General features: G+C 48.0%; 15 protein-coding genes. 9 read left to right on the forward strand and 6 right to left on the reverse strand.

What is annotated here, in order from left to right; all coding sequences use genetic code 11:
* Nucleotides 1-13 precede the first annotated feature (13 nt).
* The 6 genes from ACFSVM_RS01025 to ACFSVM_RS01050 all read right to left on the reverse strand — a co-directional run bounded on the left by ACFSVM_RS01025 (nt 14) and on the right by ACFSVM_RS01050 (nt 4,837).
* Nucleotides 14-349 (reverse strand): nuclear transport factor 2 family protein, encoded by a 336-nt coding sequence (locus ACFSVM_RS01025; protein WP_076312316.1) that lies wholly within the window; start codon nt 347-349, stop codon nt 14-16.
* A 282-nt stretch (nt 350-631) separates the two neighbouring features.
* On the reverse strand, nt 632-886 hold the full coding sequence (locus ACFSVM_RS01030; RefSeq protein WP_379259944.1) for a hypothetical protein: 255 nt from the start codon (nt 884-886) through the stop codon (nt 632-634).
* A gap of 13 nt (nt 887-899) precedes the next feature.
* Nucleotides 900-2,234, reverse strand: a complete 1,335-nt coding sequence (locus ACFSVM_RS01035) for a TRAP transporter large permease subunit (RefSeq protein ID WP_379259946.1) — start codon at nt 2,232-2,234, stop codon at nt 900-902.
* Between the two features lie 46 nt (nt 2,235-2,280).
* Complete coding sequence (locus ACFSVM_RS01040; RefSeq protein WP_379259948.1) at nt 2,281-3,156, reverse strand: DUF1932 domain-containing protein; 876 nt, start codon at nt 3,154-3,156, stop codon at nt 2,281-2,283.
* A gap of 11 nt (nt 3,157-3,167) precedes the next feature.
* Nucleotides 3,168-3,839 (reverse strand): RraA family protein, encoded by a 672-nt coding sequence (locus ACFSVM_RS01045; protein ID WP_379259950.1) that lies wholly within the window; start codon nt 3,837-3,839, stop codon nt 3,168-3,170.
* Between the two features lie 146 nt (nt 3,840-3,985).
* The gene (locus ACFSVM_RS01050; protein WP_379259951.1) at nt 3,986-4,837 is read right to left on the reverse strand and encodes a MurR/RpiR family transcriptional regulator; all 852 of its coding nucleotides are present in this window, start codon (nt 4,835-4,837) and stop codon (nt 3,986-3,988) included.
* 340 nt (nt 4,838-5,177) lie between these two features.
* On the opposite strand from ACFSVM_RS01050, the gene ACFSVM_RS01055 reads away from it, so the two are divergent.
* From ACFSVM_RS01055 to ACFSVM_RS01095, 9 genes are all read left to right on the forward strand, one after another.
* Nucleotides 5,178-7,640, forward strand: a complete 2,463-nt coding sequence (locus tag ACFSVM_RS01055; protein WP_379259953.1) for a glycoside hydrolase family 88/105 protein — start codon at nt 5,178-5,180, stop codon at nt 7,638-7,640.
* Between the two features lie 271 nt (nt 7,641-7,911).
* On the forward strand, nt 7,912-10,197 hold the full coding sequence (locus ACFSVM_RS01060) for a helix-turn-helix domain-containing protein (RefSeq protein WP_379259955.1): 2,286 nt from the start codon (nt 7,912-7,914) through the stop codon (nt 10,195-10,197).
* Between the two features lie 273 nt (nt 10,198-10,470).
* Nucleotides 10,471-11,334, forward strand: a complete 864-nt coding sequence (locus ACFSVM_RS01065) for an ABC transporter permease (RefSeq protein WP_256209881.1) — start codon at nt 10,471-10,473, stop codon at nt 11,332-11,334.
* Entirely contained in the window at nt 11,334-12,200 is an 867-nt protein-coding gene (locus ACFSVM_RS01070) for a carbohydrate ABC transporter permease (RefSeq protein WP_076312307.1), read from the forward strand. Before ACFSVM_RS01065 ends, ACFSVM_RS01070 begins: the two co-directional genes overlap by 1 nt.
* A gap of 169 nt (nt 12,201-12,369) precedes the next feature.
* On the forward strand, nt 12,370-13,860 hold the full coding sequence (locus ACFSVM_RS01075; protein ID WP_090726757.1) for an extracellular solute-binding protein: 1,491 nt from the start codon (nt 12,370-12,372) through the stop codon (nt 13,858-13,860).
* Nucleotides 13,861-14,006: 146 nt separating this feature from the next.
* Nucleotides 14,007-16,076: a glycoside hydrolase family 65 gene (locus tag ACFSVM_RS01080; RefSeq protein WP_379259958.1), complete on the forward strand. Its 2,070-nt coding sequence runs from the start codon at nt 14,007-14,009 to the stop codon at nt 16,074-16,076.
* A gap of 324 nt (nt 16,077-16,400) precedes the next feature.
* Entirely contained in the window at nt 16,401-17,717 is a 1,317-nt protein-coding gene (locus ACFSVM_RS01085; RefSeq protein WP_090726640.1) for an ABC transporter substrate-binding protein, read from the forward strand.
* Nucleotides 17,718-17,898: 181 nt separating this feature from the next.
* Nucleotides 17,899-18,834, forward strand: coding sequence for a carbohydrate ABC transporter permease (locus tag ACFSVM_RS01090; RefSeq protein WP_379259960.1), 936 nt, complete (start codon nt 17,899-17,901; stop codon nt 18,832-18,834).
* A 3-nt stretch (nt 18,835-18,837) separates the two neighbouring features.
* The gene (locus ACFSVM_RS01095; protein WP_379259962.1) at nt 18,838-19,659 is read left to right on the forward strand and encodes a carbohydrate ABC transporter permease; all 822 of its coding nucleotides are present in this window, start codon (nt 18,838-18,840) and stop codon (nt 19,657-19,659) included.
* Nucleotides 19,660-19,753 lie beyond the last annotated feature (94 nt).

A 19,753-nucleotide genomic window follows, 5' to 3' on the forward strand; every position in this document is an offset into this window, starting at 1 on the left:
GGATATTGCCTCATTATCCAATGAATCTTACGTGTGTAATCAGACCATTCTCGACACGATACACTGGCACAGCCAGCAGTATGTCTGTTCTGCCGCGATGTCCTGTGACGGATTCATGGTCAATGACATAGTTATTGTGCACAATGCGGTTCGTAATGGTTGCGTTCAGCTCAGGGCTGATCTCGAACAAAGCCGTATAGCGCTCGCGGATTTCTTCTTTGCCAGAGTTCTGAATGTTGCCGACAGCATCTTCAATGACGCAGTCCTCGTGATAGGTAGCGAGCAGATCTTCAATATTTCGCGCATTGTACGCGGCTAGCTGTGCATCAATAACATCAGTAATGGACACGGTGATTTCTCCTTTTTCTCTCGTAAAATGAGTTTAATGTATTAAAGCTTCTCCGCATTGTATCACAAAATTATTTTTTGCAATATACCTTTTTTGTAGATATGTTTTATAAATTGCACTCGAATCATAATCAGTGGTTCATTAAGGATGAACAGGTCTATTTAGCATAGAAAATAGAAGCGACCTGATAATCGCCTCCGATGATCTGCCGGATATTCTGTGACGAGGAGGACCGGCTGGATCCGTATACTGAAACTAGCTTCAAAAGCTTATTTTAGCGAATCAGCCACTGGTGCTGATATTATGATCGACAAATGAGGTGTCTTTCTTCTCAGGTATATAATATAGGGAGAAACCGACAAGACTAAACAAAGCGCTGAGCACGAGTGTCGGTGTTTTGAACAGGTTCGTACTTGCAATGATGATGTCCCACTTTTGAAGAAGGATACCTAAGATCTGACCAAATACCAACAAGGTTCCTGCCGTTAAGAATAGGACAAGTAGCACTTTAAATAGAAATTCCAAGAATGTTCTCATAAGTTTCTCCTTTCTATACGGGAAGTAGCTCCATCCCTATTAGCCAGCCAATCATTACAATTGGAATCATATAATAAATGATCAGCGGTATAAATGTCTGTTCCGGTTTGGCCCCTGCAAGACCAGAAGCAATAAAGATAGAACCTGATGCCGGTGGAGAAGCGCCTTCTGTGGAGGAGAATGCAAGAATGGCGACAACAGCCACAACGGGATCAACTCCGACTGAAATTAAGGCGGAAAAGGAGACAAGTCCAACAGCTGTTAACGTAGCTGTTGAAGATAATGGTCCAGCAACCAATGTTACTAGCACCCCGACAATGAGGACCATGAGCCACTTGGGAATTGTAAGCGCTGATGTTATTTGTGTTAAATCTTCTGCTAAGCCTAAATCAGCCAGCACCTGACTAGAAGCAACAGCAAACAGCATCAATGCGCCGATTGTCGTAAACTTAGGAATAGCTGATTTGAAAAACTTGGACCAATCTAAGGCAGACGCCTTCTTTCTTCCAATGGCTAAACTAATTAAGATCATGAGAATCGGAATCCATGTTATTAATGAAATTTGATCCATTGCTTCTGGTCCAATGTTTGGATTGCTCTGTAAGTAGTTGGCGAGTGGACCGATCGTAACAAGGATAGGGATTAAGGCACCGAAGAAAATGAAAATCGATTTCCATCCTTCTTTTACAGCTTGTTTAAAGGAGATAATATCATCTGGCGGCATAGCTTGAATCTTATTTTTCTTCACGAGAAGAAAAATAAGAATAAAGCGATAGACCACCTGATAAAGTCCCCCTATTAAAAGTGCAATATATAAATCACCCTCAGACACAAGCGCTGCAACGGGTGCAAATCCCAGCATGATAAACATCGAAGCGTTTGGAGGCATTGCGGCTCCAAGCCCGCCATTACCTGCCAGAATTGTCGCTGTATGTGTTGGACTCCAGCCTGATTTAATCATCCAAGAGGCAGTAATGGAACCAGTAGCGGCTGTATTTGCAGAGTTCGAACCTGAAAGGGCACCTAAAACGGTGGAACCTAACGTACTCATATAAGCAGCTCCACCAGGAAGCTTTCCTACAAGGGAGTTCAAGATTCGCAAGAGTGCATGAATCAATTCAAGCTTCTCGATTAGATAGGCCATAAAAACAAATGCAACCGCTGCGTAGAGCACCTCGTAATTGAAAGCAAATAATAAACCATCCCAGAACAGTGTTAATGCTTCCGCTCCGCCAAACAATGTGGTTGCAATAAAACCTAATAGCATGGCTTCTCCCATATTACGTTTCACTACGACATTCCATATAATGATGACAGCAATGAATACAATCAACGCAATAAAACCCATGGATATCTTGGCCTCCTCATGATGAAGTAAAACGCTTACAAATAACTCAACCTTGATGCATCACTTCAATAACCTCTTTCCAACTGGCTGGTTTTGTTCCGTCAAATCGTTCGAAGAAATTGAGATCAGCCAGCTTCTCTAGCTTCTGTTGTGCTGCCCGAGACATACTGGCATCAATATGAGCTGAATCAAGCATCTCAATAGAGCCAAGAAGCTCGTTCGCTCGTCTTTTGGCATGGAGTGCACTACCTGTTACAAGACGATTCATGGTTTCTTCAAAGCTCTTGCTATCCAATGTTGCGCTTAGAGAAGATATTGCCTGATCCTCGACTCCATATATTTTGGAAGCTTCCAAAAATTCAATCAGTAAACCAACGATTCCTTTCATATAAATGCTTCTGATCAGTTTTAAGGCGGATGCATCTCCTGGCTGGTCACTAATTTTTGTGATATTCATCCCATACTTTTTCATATCTTCAATGAACCGATCTGTTCCACTACCGCTTGCCGTAATCGGTACCTTATGTTTGTTTACGGGTAGAGATCCTAGCATGGCTGCATCCACAAAAAGAGCATCTTGCTTAGCAATTTCTTGTGCTACTTGTTTTTTGATCTCTGGGGTTGATGCAGATACATCAACGTACACTTGATTCTTTCGCAAACTTCCGAGCAATGATTGGGCCACTTCTAGCGTTCTACTGGCGGGTACAGCTGCAATCACAATATCAGATTTCTCAATGACTTCATTGGCACTACCTGTCAATTCCACTCCTGTATTGGCTGCTTTGTCTCTAATAATTCCAGCAAATTTCTCATTCTGCAAGAGCACATCATACGCATAAAAATGATCTAAACCTTCCATTTTCAAGCCTGTCGACAACTCATATGCCGCTTCTCCATATCCGATAAAACCTAGCTTCATATTACATTCTCCTATCCTTGAAATTTTTTGATTTTGCTCTCCAACCAAGCAGGTGCGATCAGACTAATGTCTTTTTTTCCTTCTCTCATGTAATCTTGAATGGTTTGTAGTCTTTGTTTTTCATACTCTAATTTCTCTTCAGCTAGTGTCAGCATGGTATTTGCCTTCTCCTTTGGAACGATCACCACTCCGTCCTCATCCGCAATGACGAGATCTCCAGGTGTGACTGTGACGCCCCCGCATGAAATGATCTGATTCAAATCACCAGGTCCATCCTTAAAAGGTCCATTTGGGGTAAAGCCCTTACTATATACCGGAAAGCCTAACTCCTCTAAATCGACCTTATCTCGAACAAGCCCGTCAATAACGATACCTGCTATTCCAGCAGCCTTAGCTGCGCTAGCCATCAATATCCCTAAATAGGCATGACTCTTATAATCTTTCCCATCAACGATGAGGACATCTCCTTCTTTAGCAGAATAAATGGCTTGATGAAGGAATAAATTATCCCCTGGACGTAAGCTAACGGTATAAGCAGTGCCTACCACATTCATGTCCTTTGCAACAGGTTTGATCTGATGATCCATAGCACCAGTCCCACCCATCACGTCTGCCAATAATGAAGAGTTTAATTTTTTCGCCCGATCCATTAGATCATTTGGCAATATATGAACTGCATTCATCGTCTCCACCATCCCTTTAGGTTATGTTTGTTACATTTAAATATATAAAAGTAACATTTATTACTTTTATACGATCATATCACCTCACCAATACTTAGTAAATCGCTTTCATGAAATATAAAATAAAAAAATGAGTGACCACACCACTAATGTGTCGTGTGATAACTCATTTTAGTTAGGATATTATTTATTTTATCTAAACGTGGTTTGGTCCTTTCAGGATCATTAATCGCTAAAGCACTTAAAATGAAATCTACAATAAAGATAGCTGCTACGATGGAGTTATGAGAGCCGATACTCGCTGAGGAACATGGCAATACATAATTTGCATATTTGGTTAATGGAGAGCTGTAGCTATCCGTAATCAAGAGAACCTCAACATCATAGGACTTAGCTACCTCCAGCATGTCTTTAATACGTTTTGCATAGCGTGGATAGCTGACCGCTATAATGAGGTCAGATGAGTTCAAGTGAACCAATTCATCCACCCAATCACTCTGATCCGCATCAATATATTGACAGTTCCCGAGTAGCCGATTGATTCCTAGTGATAGATACTCTCCAACAGCCCTCCCGCTTCGGACACTTGTACAGAGAACCTGCCTGGAATTCGCTATTTTCTCAACAATGTGCTGAAAGGTTTCCTCTGTGATATTGTCCAGTGAATACTGGATATTATTGAATTGTAGCTCTACATGATTATGCAGGAGCTTACTCTTATTTGAATGCTTCAAGTTCGCTTCCAGTCTGGTTTGTGGTGCAGCCTTATGCTTCATATTTAATTGAAGCTCTTTTTGAAGCTCAGAGAAACCTGAATATCCAACAGCAGCCGAGAATCTCATAATGGTAGCCGTACTTGTACCTACTTTTGAAGCCAATTTATCAACGGTTAAAAAAGCGACCTCCATCGGATTTTGTACAATATAATCTGCAATTCTTCTCTGTGCCTGAGTTAATTCAACAACCCTATGCTGAAGTTTATGTATTAATTCTTCCATATATAGCACCTGCCCATTCTTTCGGCTTTATCTCTTTTATTGTACACATTTGCCATGAATAAAAAAACATCCGCACTGAGCTGCATCCCATTTGTTACACACTAACTAAGCTAATGAGCTGCAGTTTATTTCAGTGTAATTCTCTTTTTCTCAAAGACCCGTAGGCGGCCCACAAGCTGTATAAGGGTTCAATCAACCAAATGTACACGGAACAAACCGAATCGTTTTTGCAGGAATGTGATGCTTTGGGATACGGTTTGGAGATTTGCGCCATTGTTCTGCCCATGGACTGGAATTTATTCTAACCCTATCATTTCGTCGTTAGGAGGCGCTGCAGGCGATGCCATATGTAACCAAAGAACGTTCTTTTGGAGCTTCACTGGACAGAACAGAGGATGTGCTCAGGGCTGTAGTAAACCGATATATCGGTGCGAACCCGAAGACCTTGCCGACGTACCGGGTGCTTAATGTGGAAGGCTTTATTAGAGATCACGAATACCGTTACGATATGAACCTTGTGGAGAAGCTTCCTCAGCTGCAGGATGGACAGTTCGTCTATGCCTGGGCCAAAATTTGGGCTGATGAAGAAACGACACAGGCCTACCGGATCAGCTGCTACAGTCATACACGGGTGTTTATTAACGGGCAGCTGGCCTTTGAGTCGAATCATCGGGATGACGTCATGCCGGAGAGCAAGGCTGGACTGCGTGGCAAGCTGCGTCAGGGCTGGAACTTCTTTGTTCTGGAGTTTGAAAAAACACCCACTGGCTGCGGTGCCAAATTCGGCACAGGTTCTGTTAAAGGCGCGCCCGTCCATTTTCTTGCTCCAACCATGGAGCGTGATGGGCAGGAAGGCTGGGTGTACAGCGAACCTCAGCATACACGCTGGATACCAGGCAATGCCAAGGAGGTGGTCTCTCATGAGATCGGCTCCAAGCTGGCACGTGTTTTTGTGACGGAAATATCGGCATCAGAGGAAGCTACAGATATGACTTGGTATCCCCGAAGGGAATGGAGCGAGGAGGAGCAGCAGCTTGGTGCCTTCGCGCGAGTGTTTGATCCAGGGACAGGGATTGGAGAGAAAGCGACGGTTAACGCCAATGCCAAGAGAAGTGACGATGCCGATGCCAGCGTAAGTGTGGATGCGAACGTGATTGAAGATGAAAATGACAGAGCCAATGCCCGCACCAATGCAAGTGCCGAAACAGTCGTCACATCCGATGGATATGGAGTACGATGTCCCTTTGGGGCCGTTGCGCTGGCATGGTCCAAGCTGGATCACCGGAGCACCGCAAGCGAACGGAAAGTGACATGGAAAGGGCTTCACGAAGGAACATTCAAGCTATATGTGGACGGGAATTTGCTGTACACCAGTGATCAGGAGCAGGGCTATTTCGAGGTGGAGACGGAGCTGGACTACGGTGTACATGATATTGTCATTGTGTCAGCGCGTACCCGTAAAGCCTGGGGCTTTGATCTGGAAGTACTGACCGAAGATGAAACAGGTGAAGCTCTAACCTGGGCCAGGCCATACCCGGTTGAAGGTTTAACAGGACACTGGCTGTATCTGGGTCCTTTTTCTAAGGATCATGTGCCTCCGCCTCAAGACGTCCCTCATATGGACCGCCTGTTTGGAGAAGGAGAAGAACGGACTTATTATAGAGCTGACCAGCCGGCCGCCCGGATTCGTCCTTATCTGGAATCGCGTTTATTTGGCAAATGGAATTATCCTCTAGGTGTGACGCTGTATGGCATTCTGGAGACGGGAAGAGAGCTGTCCCGCCCGGATTATATTGAATATGCTGCGGATCATATTGAACAGTGTACGTCTCTGGATGAGCTGGTCATGTGGGATAGCAAGCGGCATGGTGCCCCAGGGATAAATCATCAGCTTGCGCTGATTGATAGTCTGGATGACTGCGGTTCTTTCGGCGCGACCATGCTTAGAGCTCATGAGCTGAGAGAACTGAGAGGAGCCGAGGCGGCTGCGCATCGTATTGCGGACTATATTACACGTGAGCAGGATCGTCTGCCCGATGGAACGTTATACCGCTACCGCAGCTTCAGCGAGCTGATGGTCAATACGATATGGTGCGACGACCTGTACATGAGCACCCCGTTTCTTAGCCAGTATTACAAGCTTACCGGAGAGACCCGGTATTTGGACGATGCCGCTGCCCAGTTTCTGCTGTATAAGAAAAGATTGTATATGCCTGAGCAGAAAATGATGCATCATGTGTACAATGTGAATTTTGATAAAGGCTGTACCGTGCCCTGGGGACGGGGGAATGGCTGGGTATTATTTTCTCTAACGGAGCTGCTGGCTGTTCTTCCGAAGTCGCATTCGAATTATGACGAGCTGCTGCATTTCTACAGGGAGCTGTGTAAGGGCTATCTTGCGGTTCAGGATGAGCAGGGCTTGTGGCATCAGGTGCTGACCGATCACGAATCCTACAGCGAGACGTCCTGCTCCTCCATGTTTATTTATGCTTTTTCCCGCGGGATAAGGTATGGCTGGCTTCCAGAGGAAACCCATCACCTATATGCCGATGCGGTCTTCCGTGGCTACGAGGGCATTATACGCCATTGTATTGATCGGGACGGGAATGTATATGGGGTCTGCCGAGGCTCGGGGTACTCCTTCTCTCCGAATTACTACAAGGAGCGTTTGTCTTGGCTGCTGAATGACACCCACGGCATCGGTATTGTGCTGTTAGCGGGGATCGAGTCCTTAAGGCTGCGCGAATATTTGAAGGGGCGTCGTACAGATTGGGCAAAATCATCGGTGGTCCACAGCCAATAACGGGAGGTATGCTGGAGCCGCCTATACGAATTCGCTAAATAACCGGGCTATGAAGTCCGGTTATTTCTTTTTCACACGAATCCATTTCATAAATCATTAAAAGATGGATTCAATTGAAGCAGCTAAAGGTATGATGAAATGGATTCAAATAGGTAAAAATTTAAATTTTTGTGAACGACATCCATACAAGTTGTGATAACATATGGAAAGAAAATGTGAATTAGAACGATATGTATATCCGAAGCGAATAAAGGATGGGGGAAGGCGAATCATGTCCAAAGTGTCAAACTCACTCCGCGCATTGCTCTCAACGACTCAGACAAGGCTTGTTTTTGCGCTGACCATTGCGGTGTTCGTCATTATACTGGCGGTCAGTCTGACTTCCTATTACACATCCAAGTCGGTGCTCCAAAGTGAGCTGAGCGAGATGCATCACCAGCTGCTCAGCGATAAGATGAATTTTATCGAGGATTATATCAAGGATACGGACAGCACGGCCATCAAGATGGCGCTCCATTCGGGCGTATATGGCTACCTCTCCAAGGGGGAGCAGATCACACAAACGGAAATCCGGCAGCTCATTGAGTATTTGAAATACGTGGTCATTAATTCGCCTATAATAGAAAGCGCATACATTTTTAATGCAGATGAAGAAAGCTTTGTATCTTATCCTATGGGCTACAGCTCCCGGTTCAGCACATTTCCAGATTCGGACTGGGTGAGCGTAGGGAGCGAGCTTGAGGAGAAGACCATGCTTGTCAAATCGAGAACGGCAGCAGGCGGGAGCGGCAAGAACGGAACGAACGAAATTACCTATTTTCGAAAAATTGTCGTCCAAGGTGAGATGAAGGGCATACTTGCTCTGAATTTTAACAAGTCAGAGCTGTTCGCGCAGATGAGACCAAGTGCCGTTTCGAAGATTGAGAGTGCCCAATATATTCTAGACAGCGAAGGGAATTTGGTGTACCAGATCGGGGATGCCCATGCTGAGCCCTCCGATATCTATGTGCACACACAGCAGCTGGGAGATCAAAGATACGATGATGTTGAGCTGAACGGGGAGTCATTGCTGCTGACCTACAATCCTTCTCCTCTGACCGACTGGAGATATGTTTCCGTTGCTTCTCAGGACGATATATTGGCAAATTCCAAGAAGATCCGCAGCGTCGTGCTGCTGGTCTCCCTCATTATGCTGGTGCTTGGAGCCTGGCTGATCATTCAGCTTCATGCGGTGACCTTCAAGCCCATTCGCCGGCTGCATTCCCTTCTCAAAAATTATGAACGTGAAGAGAACAGTCTCGATCTAGGCAAGCTTGAGAATATTACCGTCCGACTGCTGCGGGCACATGAAGACCTGTCTCAGCAGATCCGTCATACGAAGGCAGAAGCCTCATCGAAGTTCGTACAGGATATTTTCATGGGTAATTTGTCCGGGCGGAGAGAGATGGAAGCAAGGTGGAGTCAATATTTTAAGGAATGGACGAACAGACCGCTTCGTGTCGTGCTGATATCCATTGATCGATATTCGGAATGGGCGGATAAATGGAGTGACAATGATCAGTTTCTATATAAATATGCAATGAATAATATCGCAGAGGAGCTGCTTGCTCCATCCTACCGCAGTGTCAGTGTGGATCTAGGCAAGGATAAGCTGGCCCTCGTGCTCCAGTCCAGTGTGGATAAGGAGGAGCCGATCGAATCAGAGCTCGGCCAGATTCTTCCGATACTGCAGGATATTCTGCAGACCAAAGTGTCGATCGGGATCAGCCATCAGGCAGAAAACGTCATGAAGCTGCAGCGTGCGTATTATGAAGCAGAGAATGCACTAAGCTACCGTTTATATAAAGGGTATGGGACGGTCATTACCTTTGAAGAAGTAGCCTCCCATGAGCGGACCGATTCCGTAGAGGATGAATCCATCATTTCGGGATTACTCCAGGCGGTAGAGTCCGGCTCGAAGGAGCAGGCCACTCGAATGTTAAGTAAGCTTGAGGAACAGATGAGGACAGAAGGATGGTATCCTTCGGAGGTGATGGGCCTGTTCACTCATATTCGTCAGCGATTGATGAAGCTGGAGGTGTCCAAGGAAGGGGCCGATCCGGAGGAAGTCATTCAGATCCGCCAGCTGAATACGCTTGATCTGCCGGATATGATGGAGCTTCTCTATGAATATACGAGCAGGCTGGCTGATCATTTTGCATCGCTCGCTGTCAGCAGGGAAGCTGTGATGGTGCAGCAGATGATTGATTTTATGACACGGCATTTGGACGGGAATGTAGGGGTACAGGAGATTGCTTCCTCTGTGCATATCAGTGTCAGTCTGGCGAGCCAGCTGTTTAAGCAAGAGACGGGAGAGACGATTCACGATTATTTTACCAAGCTGCGTGTGGAAAAAGCCGGCGAGCTGCTAATCGAGACCGACTACAAGCTGGCGGAGATTGCAAGAATGGTCGGCTATCAGCATGAGAACAGCTTCATCCGTGTATTCCGCAAGCTGAAGGATATTACGCCCGGTAAATACAGAGAGCATATGAAATACAAAAAATATTCTGTTTGATCAAAACATGATGAACCGAAGCTCCACCCTATGAGCAAATACTGCAGAAGGGTGGCTTTTTCTCTTTATGTCCATATTTTGGCGGAATGGTCGATTGCCGATCTGTCCCTTCAGTCGTAAATTGAGGGTGTCCCTCGTGGCATTACGACTATAGAAGAGGAAAGGCGGGCGAACACACACATGACTGACATCACAGCGAAACCGGAGGTGTCTCATTCCACACCAAAACGAGGATCCATTCGTCCTTACCTGCATAATGTCCGCAAGTACTGGATGCTCTACCTCATGATCCTGCCGGGAATTGTGTATTACATCTTATTTAAATATGTTCCGTTGGCTGGCAGCATCATTACCTTTCAGGATTATCAGATTATGAATGGGATCTGGGGCAGTCCCTGGGTCGGCTTCGATAATTTCAAGTTCATCTTTACGTATCCGGATTTCTGGAACGTGCTCCGTAATACGGCGCTCATTGCGCTCTACCAGCTTGTGTTCAGCTTCCCGGCGCCCATTATTCTCGCCCTGTTATTCAATGAGGTTGCTGGGAGAATCATGAAGCGCACGTATCAGAGTATTTTTTATCTTCCGCATTTCTTGTCCTGGGTTGTTGTGGGCGGTATTGTATTCGAGCTGCTGGCTACTGGCGGACTTGTGAACGTAATCCGTGGCTGGTTCGGGTATGAGCCTGTTCTGTTTATGCAGCAGGAAGGAGCTTTCCGCACAATCGTCATCCTGTCGGGGATTTGGAAAGAAGTGGGCTGGGGAACGATTATTTATCTTGCAGCACTCACGGCGATTAATCCTAATCTATACGAAGCAGCCGTCGTCGACGGTGCCGGCAAATGGAAGCAGGCCATCTATATTACGCTGCCGTCTCTGCTGCCGACCATTACAGTACTGTTCCTGCTGAATATCGGTAACTTCCTGGAGCTTGGATTTGATCAAATATTTAACCTGCTGACACCCATGACGTATTCGGTGGGAGATATTATCGAGACTTATGTGTATAGGGCAGGGGTGCTTCAGGGGCAGTACAGCATGACAACAGCCATTGGTCTGTTCCAGTCCGTCATTGGGTTTGTTTTGCTCTATATCTTTAATCGGCTTGCGAGAAAAACAGAGCAGGGGTTGTGGTGATGAAAAGTACATTTGGAGAAAAAGTGTTCAAGGTCGTCAATTACACCTTCTTGACGTTGGCTGCTTTTACGATGCTCGCACCGCTCGTGCAAATGCTGGCCATGTCCTTCAGTTCGCCGATTGCGGCGGATTCTAAGAAAGTATTCTTGTTCCCGGTCGAATTTACATTCGGAGCGTGGGAGTACATTCTGAACCGGCAGGATTTATGGAATTCGTTTGCCGTCACGATCTTCATTACCGTGGTGGGTACGCTGCTTAGTGTCCTATTCTCCGTGCTCACCGCCTATCCGCTGGCGCATCCGAAGTTCATGATCAAGAGACATGTCATGTTCGGGATTGTAATCACGATGATATTCAATGCACCGCTCATCCCGTTCTATCTGACAGTCAAATCGCTCGGAATGCTGGATTCCATCTGGGCGCTGATTATTCCGGGACTGATCGGCACGTTCAACATGGTCATTATTCGTACCTTCTTCATGGGTATACCTGCTGAATTGTCTGACTCGGCACAGATCGACGGCTGCCATGATTTCAGAGTATTGTTCCAGATCTTCCTGCCGTTATCGAAGCCCGTACTTGCGACGGTCAGCTTATTCTATGCCGTAGGGTATTGGAACACATTCCAGCGGGCCATTCTGTTCATCCGAGATCCGAATCTCCATCCGCTTCAGGTGAAGCTGAGGGAATATATTGTATCGCCGGAAATGCTGAGTGTGACAGATATGCTCGGCAGCTTCGATTACAACATTACAACGCTGAAGGCAGCCACCATTATATTTGCGGCGACACCGATCATTCTGGTATATCCCTTCCTGCAAAAATATTTTGTCAAAGGAGCGATGCTGGGTTCATTAAAGGGCTAGCCCATCCGGCCGAATCACTGCATGTGATGAATTTATGATTTGGAACTACGCGAATGGTGTAAATGGCGGGTCATATAACCTATTAATAAAGGGGAGATCTCACTTGTGGAATCGTAATCAGTGGACTCATAAAGGATGGACTCGGTCTGTTCTGGCATTGACGCTAGGGATGACGACGGTGCTGGCTGGCTGCAGCGGCAATACGGACACAGGCAGCTCGGCTGCGCCGACCAATCCGGATTATGTAGTAGTGGATGTCTATAAGACACACCTGAGCAAGGGCAAGCTGCCAACGCCGGATGATGCGCATGTGCAGTATATCGCAGAGAGGACGGGAGTGCAGTATAATCTGCAGACAACCTCGTCAGGCGGTGATCCGGTGGAAAGCATGAACGTGATGATCGCTTCCGGTGATCTGCCGGATATTATGAGACCGGTGGGTGGCGTAGAGCAGACGCTGATCTCGCAGAATGGAGCTCTTGCGCTCGACGATTTGCTGCCGAAGCATGCTCCGAACTTATGGAAGCGCATTCCTCAGGAAGCTTGGGATATTGTACGTTCAGCTTCACCGGACGGTAAGATTTATTATGTTCCCAAGATCTATATGATTCCAGAGCGTGCACCGATGATTCGGCAGGACTGGCTGGACGCTGTAGGGCTCGAAATGCCGACAACACAGGAAGAATACGTCGAAGTATTGAAGGCTTTTCTGAACGAGGATCCTAACGGCAATGGTCAGGCTGATGAGATTCCAACGACAGGCCGGGAGTTCGGAACCTGGATGGATCATCTGTTCGCCATGTACGGCGTGGCAATGTGGGAAGGGAAGCCGGAATGGGATATTTACGACGGCAAGCTGCAGTATGCAGGTGTTACACAGAACATGAAGGATGCCATTGTCTTTGTACGTGATCTGTACGAACAGAAGCTGCTCGATAATGAGACCTTCCTGAACAAAGGTGAAATCTGGACAGCGAAGATTAACAACAATCTGGTCGGCAGCTGGTATCATCTGCCCGGGAACTTGAAGGAGCGGCTGGCCGCGATCCAGACGCTTGCCCCAGAAGCCGTCGTCAAAGGAATGCCGATCCCGACCGTGGAAGGATACGAAGGCTATGTCACCCAAAAAAGTGTAGGCGAGCCGGAGTGGATGATTCCGAAGGTATCCGAGGACAAGGCAGAGGCATCACTGAAGCTGCTTGACTTCTTCTACGATCCGGCGAACGAGGATTTTATTCGCTTCGGTATTGAAGGCGTGCACCATGAAGTGGTAGACGGCAAGAAACAGCTGCTCCCTGCGGATGACAATACGCCGATTGGGCTGGGTATGCTGAATTACAATACGAAGGAGACCATGGATGTTCGTATTGAACAGACCTTCCCGGAGGATCAGGTTCAGATGGTCAAGGACATCTTCGAAGTGGCAACAGCCGATGCCCGCCGTATTGCGGGAGACGGATTGCCTTCGTCTGTATACCAAGGATATCCGGATATTCAGTCTCATAAGCTGTTCCAGGAATATTTGTCCAAGATCGTAATCGGTGAATGGCCGCTGGAGAAATTCGATGAGTTCGTGGAGCGCTGGAACAGCTCCGGCGGAGCAGAGGTCACGAAGCGGGCACAGGAATGGTATGAGAAGGTACAGAGCTACCAGCAATAACGGAGCAACCAGGTTCACATTCAATGAGGCCGTCCGCCATAAGCACAGTACTTACCGCTTAATATGATTCGAGAAGGTACCGCCTCATTGATTGGTTCGCAAAACATGCTGGGCATCAAAAAAATAGCAGGAGGACTTTTAGCCCTATGCAAAAAATTGATCGCAAATCGCTTGTCACCCGGCATAATCCGGTGCTGCGGCAGGCCGAGACCCTATCACCCCTGTCTGTAGGGAATGGAGAGTTTGCCTACACTGTAGATGTTACCGGTATGCAAAGCTTCCCTGAAGAGTATAAGTTTCCGTTAGGAACCCAGTCCAACTGGGGATGGCACAGTACGGGCGGGCATGATCTGTATCGGTACGAGGACGTGTTGCTCACTTCATTTGAAACGCACGGACGTCAAGTGGGATATGCAACCGATGCTGCCGGTCAGGAGGAGGTGTTCCACTGGCTGAGACAGAATCCGCACCGAGTCCAGCTCGGTGTCATCGGGCTTGAACTGCTATCCTCGGAAGGGAGCCGAATCCGGCTCCAGGACATTGGCGACATTGAACAAGAGCTTGATTTGTGGACCGGAATCATCACGAGCCGGTTCCGTGTAGAGGGAGTACCTGTTACCGTTCTCACCAGCTGCCATGACCGGCTGGATCAGATCGGGTTGACCGTAGAGTCAGAGCTCATCGAGCAAGGCAGGTTGTTTGTATCCGTCCGGTTTCCTGCTCCCCACCCGCAGTCCCGCGGCTGGGGCAGCAGTATAGGCCTGAACTGGGAGATCGAAGAAGGGCATAAGAGCGAGCTGCATCATGCAGATCAGCATGGAGCTGAGATCCGGAGAATCATGGACGAAGACAAGTATGTAGTGAAGCTCGCATGGACTGACGGCGAACTTGTTCAGCTTGGCCGGCATGCCTATCGCCTGGTTCCGAACAGCTCCTTATCGAAGCTCGATTTGACGTTCTGTTATGCACTTTCAGCAGACGAGGTCAAGGAACTGGCTAACGCCGAAGCTATCCGTTCTTCCTCTACCGTACATTGGGAGCAATTCTGGAAGAGCGGCGGGGCCATTGAGCTCGCGGACAGCCGTGATCCGCGGGCTGCCGAGCTGGAGCGCAGAATCATCTTGTCCCAATATCAGACTGCGCTGCATTCCGCAGGCACAATTCCCCCACAGGAGACCGGACTGATGTACAACAGCTGGTTTGGTAAGCCCCACCTCGAAATGCACTGGTGGCATGCCGCACACTTTGCCCAGTGGGGAAGAATTCATCTGCTGGAGCGCAGCCTGTCCTGGTACCAGAGGATTCTGCCTAAGGCACGAGAACTGGCAGGGTCACAAGGATATACCGGTGCCCGATGGCCGAAGATGGTGGGACCGGAAGGGAATCAGAGCCCGTCCAGCGTCGCTACGCTGCTGATCTGGCAGCAGCCGCATCCGATTGATCTCGCTTATCTCTGCTATCAGGCAGATCCGAGTGAAACGGTGCTCGAACGGTACAAGGAAATGGTAATGGAAACTGCAGAATTTATGGCTTCCTTCGCGGTATGGGATGAGCCGGGGCAGCGTTACGTGCTCGGTCCGCCCGTTATCCCGGCACAAGAGAACCACAGGGGCAGCGAGACGATGAATCCCGTATATGAACTAGAATATTGGCGGCATGGTCTTGAGATTGCACTCTTGTGGCGGGAGAGACTTGGGCTGCCAGACGAGCCCAAGTGGCGTCATGTCTTGGAGCATTTATCGGTACCTGAGCCGGTGAATGGAGTATATGAGGCGCATGAGTTATGCACCGATACGTATACAAGGGCGAATATAGATCACCCGTCCATGCTGGCAGCGCTTGGTGTGCTGCCCGGCAAGCTGATCGACCGGTCGGTTATGCTCTCTACTCTGCACCGAGTTAGAGAAGCGTGGCGGTGGGAAACTACATGGGGATGGGATTTCCCAACGGCCGCGATGACAGCGGCGAGACTGGGCGAAGGTGACCTCGCCGTAGACATGCTGCTCATGGATCAGGTGAAAAATACGTATTTGAAAAATGGGCACAATTATCAGCGGGATGATCTGCTGGCCTATTTACCGGGCAATGGAGGACTCCTTGCAGCCGTCGCCCTGATGGCGGCAGGCTGGATTGACGGACCTTACGGTGATGCTCCCGGCTTCCCGCAGGATGGCAGCTGGACCGTCAAGCTGGAGGGACTTGTCCAGAGATTGTGAGGTTCTTTGCAGCTTGAGTAACATAATAGTCTCTCTGTCTCTCTAAATGAATAAGAGGTCGTTCGTAATTAGAGAAGCTTCATGCATGATCACCCATGCCTGGAGCTTCTTTTTTTTATTATTAGCGATTAACTGGGCTGCAGATCGTAGGCCTGCCTTCTGTGGCAGCTATTGAGCAATCAAGGATATCCCCCTAAATAAAGTCCAGATGACCTGAACATAATCCAGTATAGCGCTTACATTTTGAGGCTTATAATCTGAGGTGCAAGCAAGTGAGTGTAAGTATAACCATCTATCCTAACGAAATGAAAAGGAAGTGTTGATGTGAAGAAATCACCAGTATGGCTAACGCTGACACTACTAGGTTCACTGGCTTTATCCGCATGCAGTTCGGGTTCAACCTCGGCGCCTGCCGGGGACGAAGCCACCGGAGGAGAAGGAACGGCACCGCCTGCTTCGACGGACAGTAAGCAGGTTGAAATATTCAGCTGGTGGACGGGTGCCGGAGAAGAAGCAGGCCTCAAAGCACTGATTCAAGTATTTAAGGATAAACAACCGAGCATTGAGGTTATTAATGCTGCTGTTGCCGGCGGGGCAGGAACGAATGCGAAGGCCGTGCTGGCCAGCCGGATGCAAGGGGGAGATCCTCCGGGGACATTCCAGGTTCACGGCGGTTCGGAGCTCAATTCGGGCTGGGTGGCGGCTGGCAAGATGGAGCCGCTGAATGAGCTGTATGAAGCGGAAGGGTGGAACGATAAGTTCCCTCAGGATTTGATCGATCTCGTCAGCAGTGATGGCAGCATCTGGTCTGTACCGGTTAATATCCATCGGGGCAATGTGCTGTGGTATAACAAGAAAGTGTTCGATGATAACGGACTAACCGTGCCGACAACGTTCGATGAGTTCTTTGCGGCAGCGGATGCATTGAAGGCAAAAGGCATTACACCGCTGGCACTTGGAGACAAGGAGCCTTGGGCGGCAACGCATTTATTTGAGACGGTGCTTCTCGGTACACTCGGTGCCGACGGTTACAGACAGCTGTGGACAGGAGACCTCAGCTTTGACGATCCGAAGGTGAAGGAAGCGCTCGAAACCTTCAAGAGAATGCTGACATATGTCAACGAAGACCATGCTGCCCGCAACTGGCAGGACGCTTCTCAGCTCGTATCCAGCGGAGAGGCTGCCATGAACGTGATGGGAGACTGGGCAAAGGGTTATTTCACGGGGGACCTGAAGCTTGAGGTAGGTGTTGATTTTGGATACGCGCCTACACCGGGTACAGACGGCAGCTTCATGGTAATCACGGATACGTTCGGATTACCAACTGGAGTGAAGGATCCCGAGTCGGTGAAGGAATTTCTGAAAGTGCTGGGCTCTGTGGAAGGACAGGATGCATTTAATCCGGAGAAAGGATCCATTCCTGCCCGTATTGATGCTGATGTAGAGAAGTACGACGTGTACGGCAAGGAAACGATAGAGGATTTCAAGAACAGTGCGCTTACACCAAGTCTTGCGCACGGATCTGCAGCTTCTGAAGGATTCCTGACACAGGCGAATCAGGTCATCAATATTTTCGTTACCGGCGGAGACGTAGAGCAGGCAGTGCAGGGATTGAAGTCAGCAGCCTCCCAAGGATTGTAATTGACTACCAGGCAGCCTCCCGGCCATATGATCCGGGGAGGCTGTTTTTTTCAAATGGAGCTACCCATCTGTATCATCTGGCCAATCGCGTAAGCTCATAAATGTCCAGATCATCTGAAGATAGTCCAGCTTTGCAGTCAGCTCCCTGATTCTATAATCAGGATAGAAAGGAGCGAATACAATGGGAACACCATCGACTCTTCGCAAAAAAAGAATACCTGATACCGTATGGGCGATCTTGCTGCTCATGCCCTCTCTGATTGCAATCGGCATCTTTGTATACGGTTTCATCAGCTGGACGGGATATGTATCACTTAGTAACTGGAACAGTCTTGTGAAGGATTTATCCTTTGCCGGACTCAAGAACTTCGCTTTTCTATTCCAGGATTTCCGGTTTCAATCCGACATCCGCAATACGATCATGTTTACCGTGCTCTTCATCTTCGCGTGCTTGGCGATCGGGCTGCTGCTCGCGATGCTGGTGAATTCGAAAATTAAAGGTGAAGGCTTTTTTCGCAACATTTTCATTTTTCCAATGGCCGTTTCCTTTATCGTAACCGGGGTGGTCTGGCAGTGGCTGCTGAATCCTTCCTCGGGAATCAATATTTTGCTGCAAAATCTTGGTGTAGCCAGTCCTCCCAAATGGTATGTCAGTACAGAGATTATATCTTTTTTCAAAATGGGACAGATTGAATTCGGTTTTCCTGTCGCATTGGTTGCAGTCATTATTGCAGCTGTATGGCAGATGGCGGGTTATACCATGGCGATGCTGCTCGCCGGTCTTCGGGCAATCGGGGAGGATTTATTCGAAGCTGCACGCGTAGATGGAGCTACAGAGCGCAAGATTTTCACCTCCATTATTTTGCCGCTGTTGAAGCCTGTTATCGTCAGTGCTGTTATCATTCTTGGACATATTTCCTTGAAAATCTTTGACCTTGTCTATTCGATGACGGGCCCTGGAGCGATGTTTGTCACCGATATGCCAGGCGTTTATATGTTTGAAACGACATTCCGCGGCAACTTCTACGGAAATGGGTCCGCGATTGCCATTCTGCTGCTGCTGTTCGTCTCGTTCCTCATCGTACCTTACCTCATTTCCAGCCGAAAGGGGGATTAGAGCGTGGCACAGAGAAGACTTTCCCGCTTTTTCGTATATGCGCTGCTCGCTGTGTTTGCCGTCCTGTTTCTGGTTCCGGTTTATGTCGTACTTATCACGAGCTTCAAATCCATTGATGCGATCACACTGAATCAAATGTGGTCTTTTCCCAAAAGAATCGACTTGTCCGGCTACAGCCAAGCTTTTGAAAGACTGGCTCCGCATTTGTGGAACAGTATGCTGCTCGTCATTCCGGCAACGATACTGTCCGCTCTTCTTGGGTCGCTAAACGGTTATGTATTCGCCAAATGGCGGTTCAAAGGCTCGGAAATGATCTTTACGCTGATTCTGTTCGGTATGTTTATTCCTTACCAGAGCATTCTGATTCCACTGATTCAATTCATGCAGCAGATCCATTTGTACAACACTCTTCCGGGACTGATTCTGGTGCATGTCATTTATGGCTTGCCGATCTCCACGCTGATCTTCCGCAACTTCTATGTAAGCATTCCGAATGAAATTATGGAATCGGCACAGATTGACGGAACCGGGTTCCTAGGCATTTACAGGCATATTATTCTTCCTCTGTCAGTGACGAGCTTTGTCGTCGTCGGCATCTGGCAGTTCACGAACATCTGGAATGAATTCCTGTTTGCCGTTACGCTGACGACGCAGAGCCAGCAGCCGATCATGGTGGCACTGCAGAATCTGTCCGGTAGTCAGGTTGTCCACTGGAATGTACAGATGGCAGGAGCGGTTCTGGCGGCATTGCCGACGCTGATCGTCTATATTTTGCTCGGAAGATATTTTATCAGGGGACTGCTTGCTGGTTCTGTCAAAGGTTAGTTTGCTCATATAAAACAAGGATTGCGATTTGTGATGGAAATGATTAAGCTCAGCATAGGGAGCCGCCTCAAACCGGCTCTCTATAAGGGCTTTT

The organism is Paenibacillus shunpengii, from assembly GCF_042684905.1.
Lineage (GTDB): Bacteria > Bacillota > Bacilli > Paenibacillales > Paenibacillaceae > Paenibacillus > Paenibacillus shunpengii.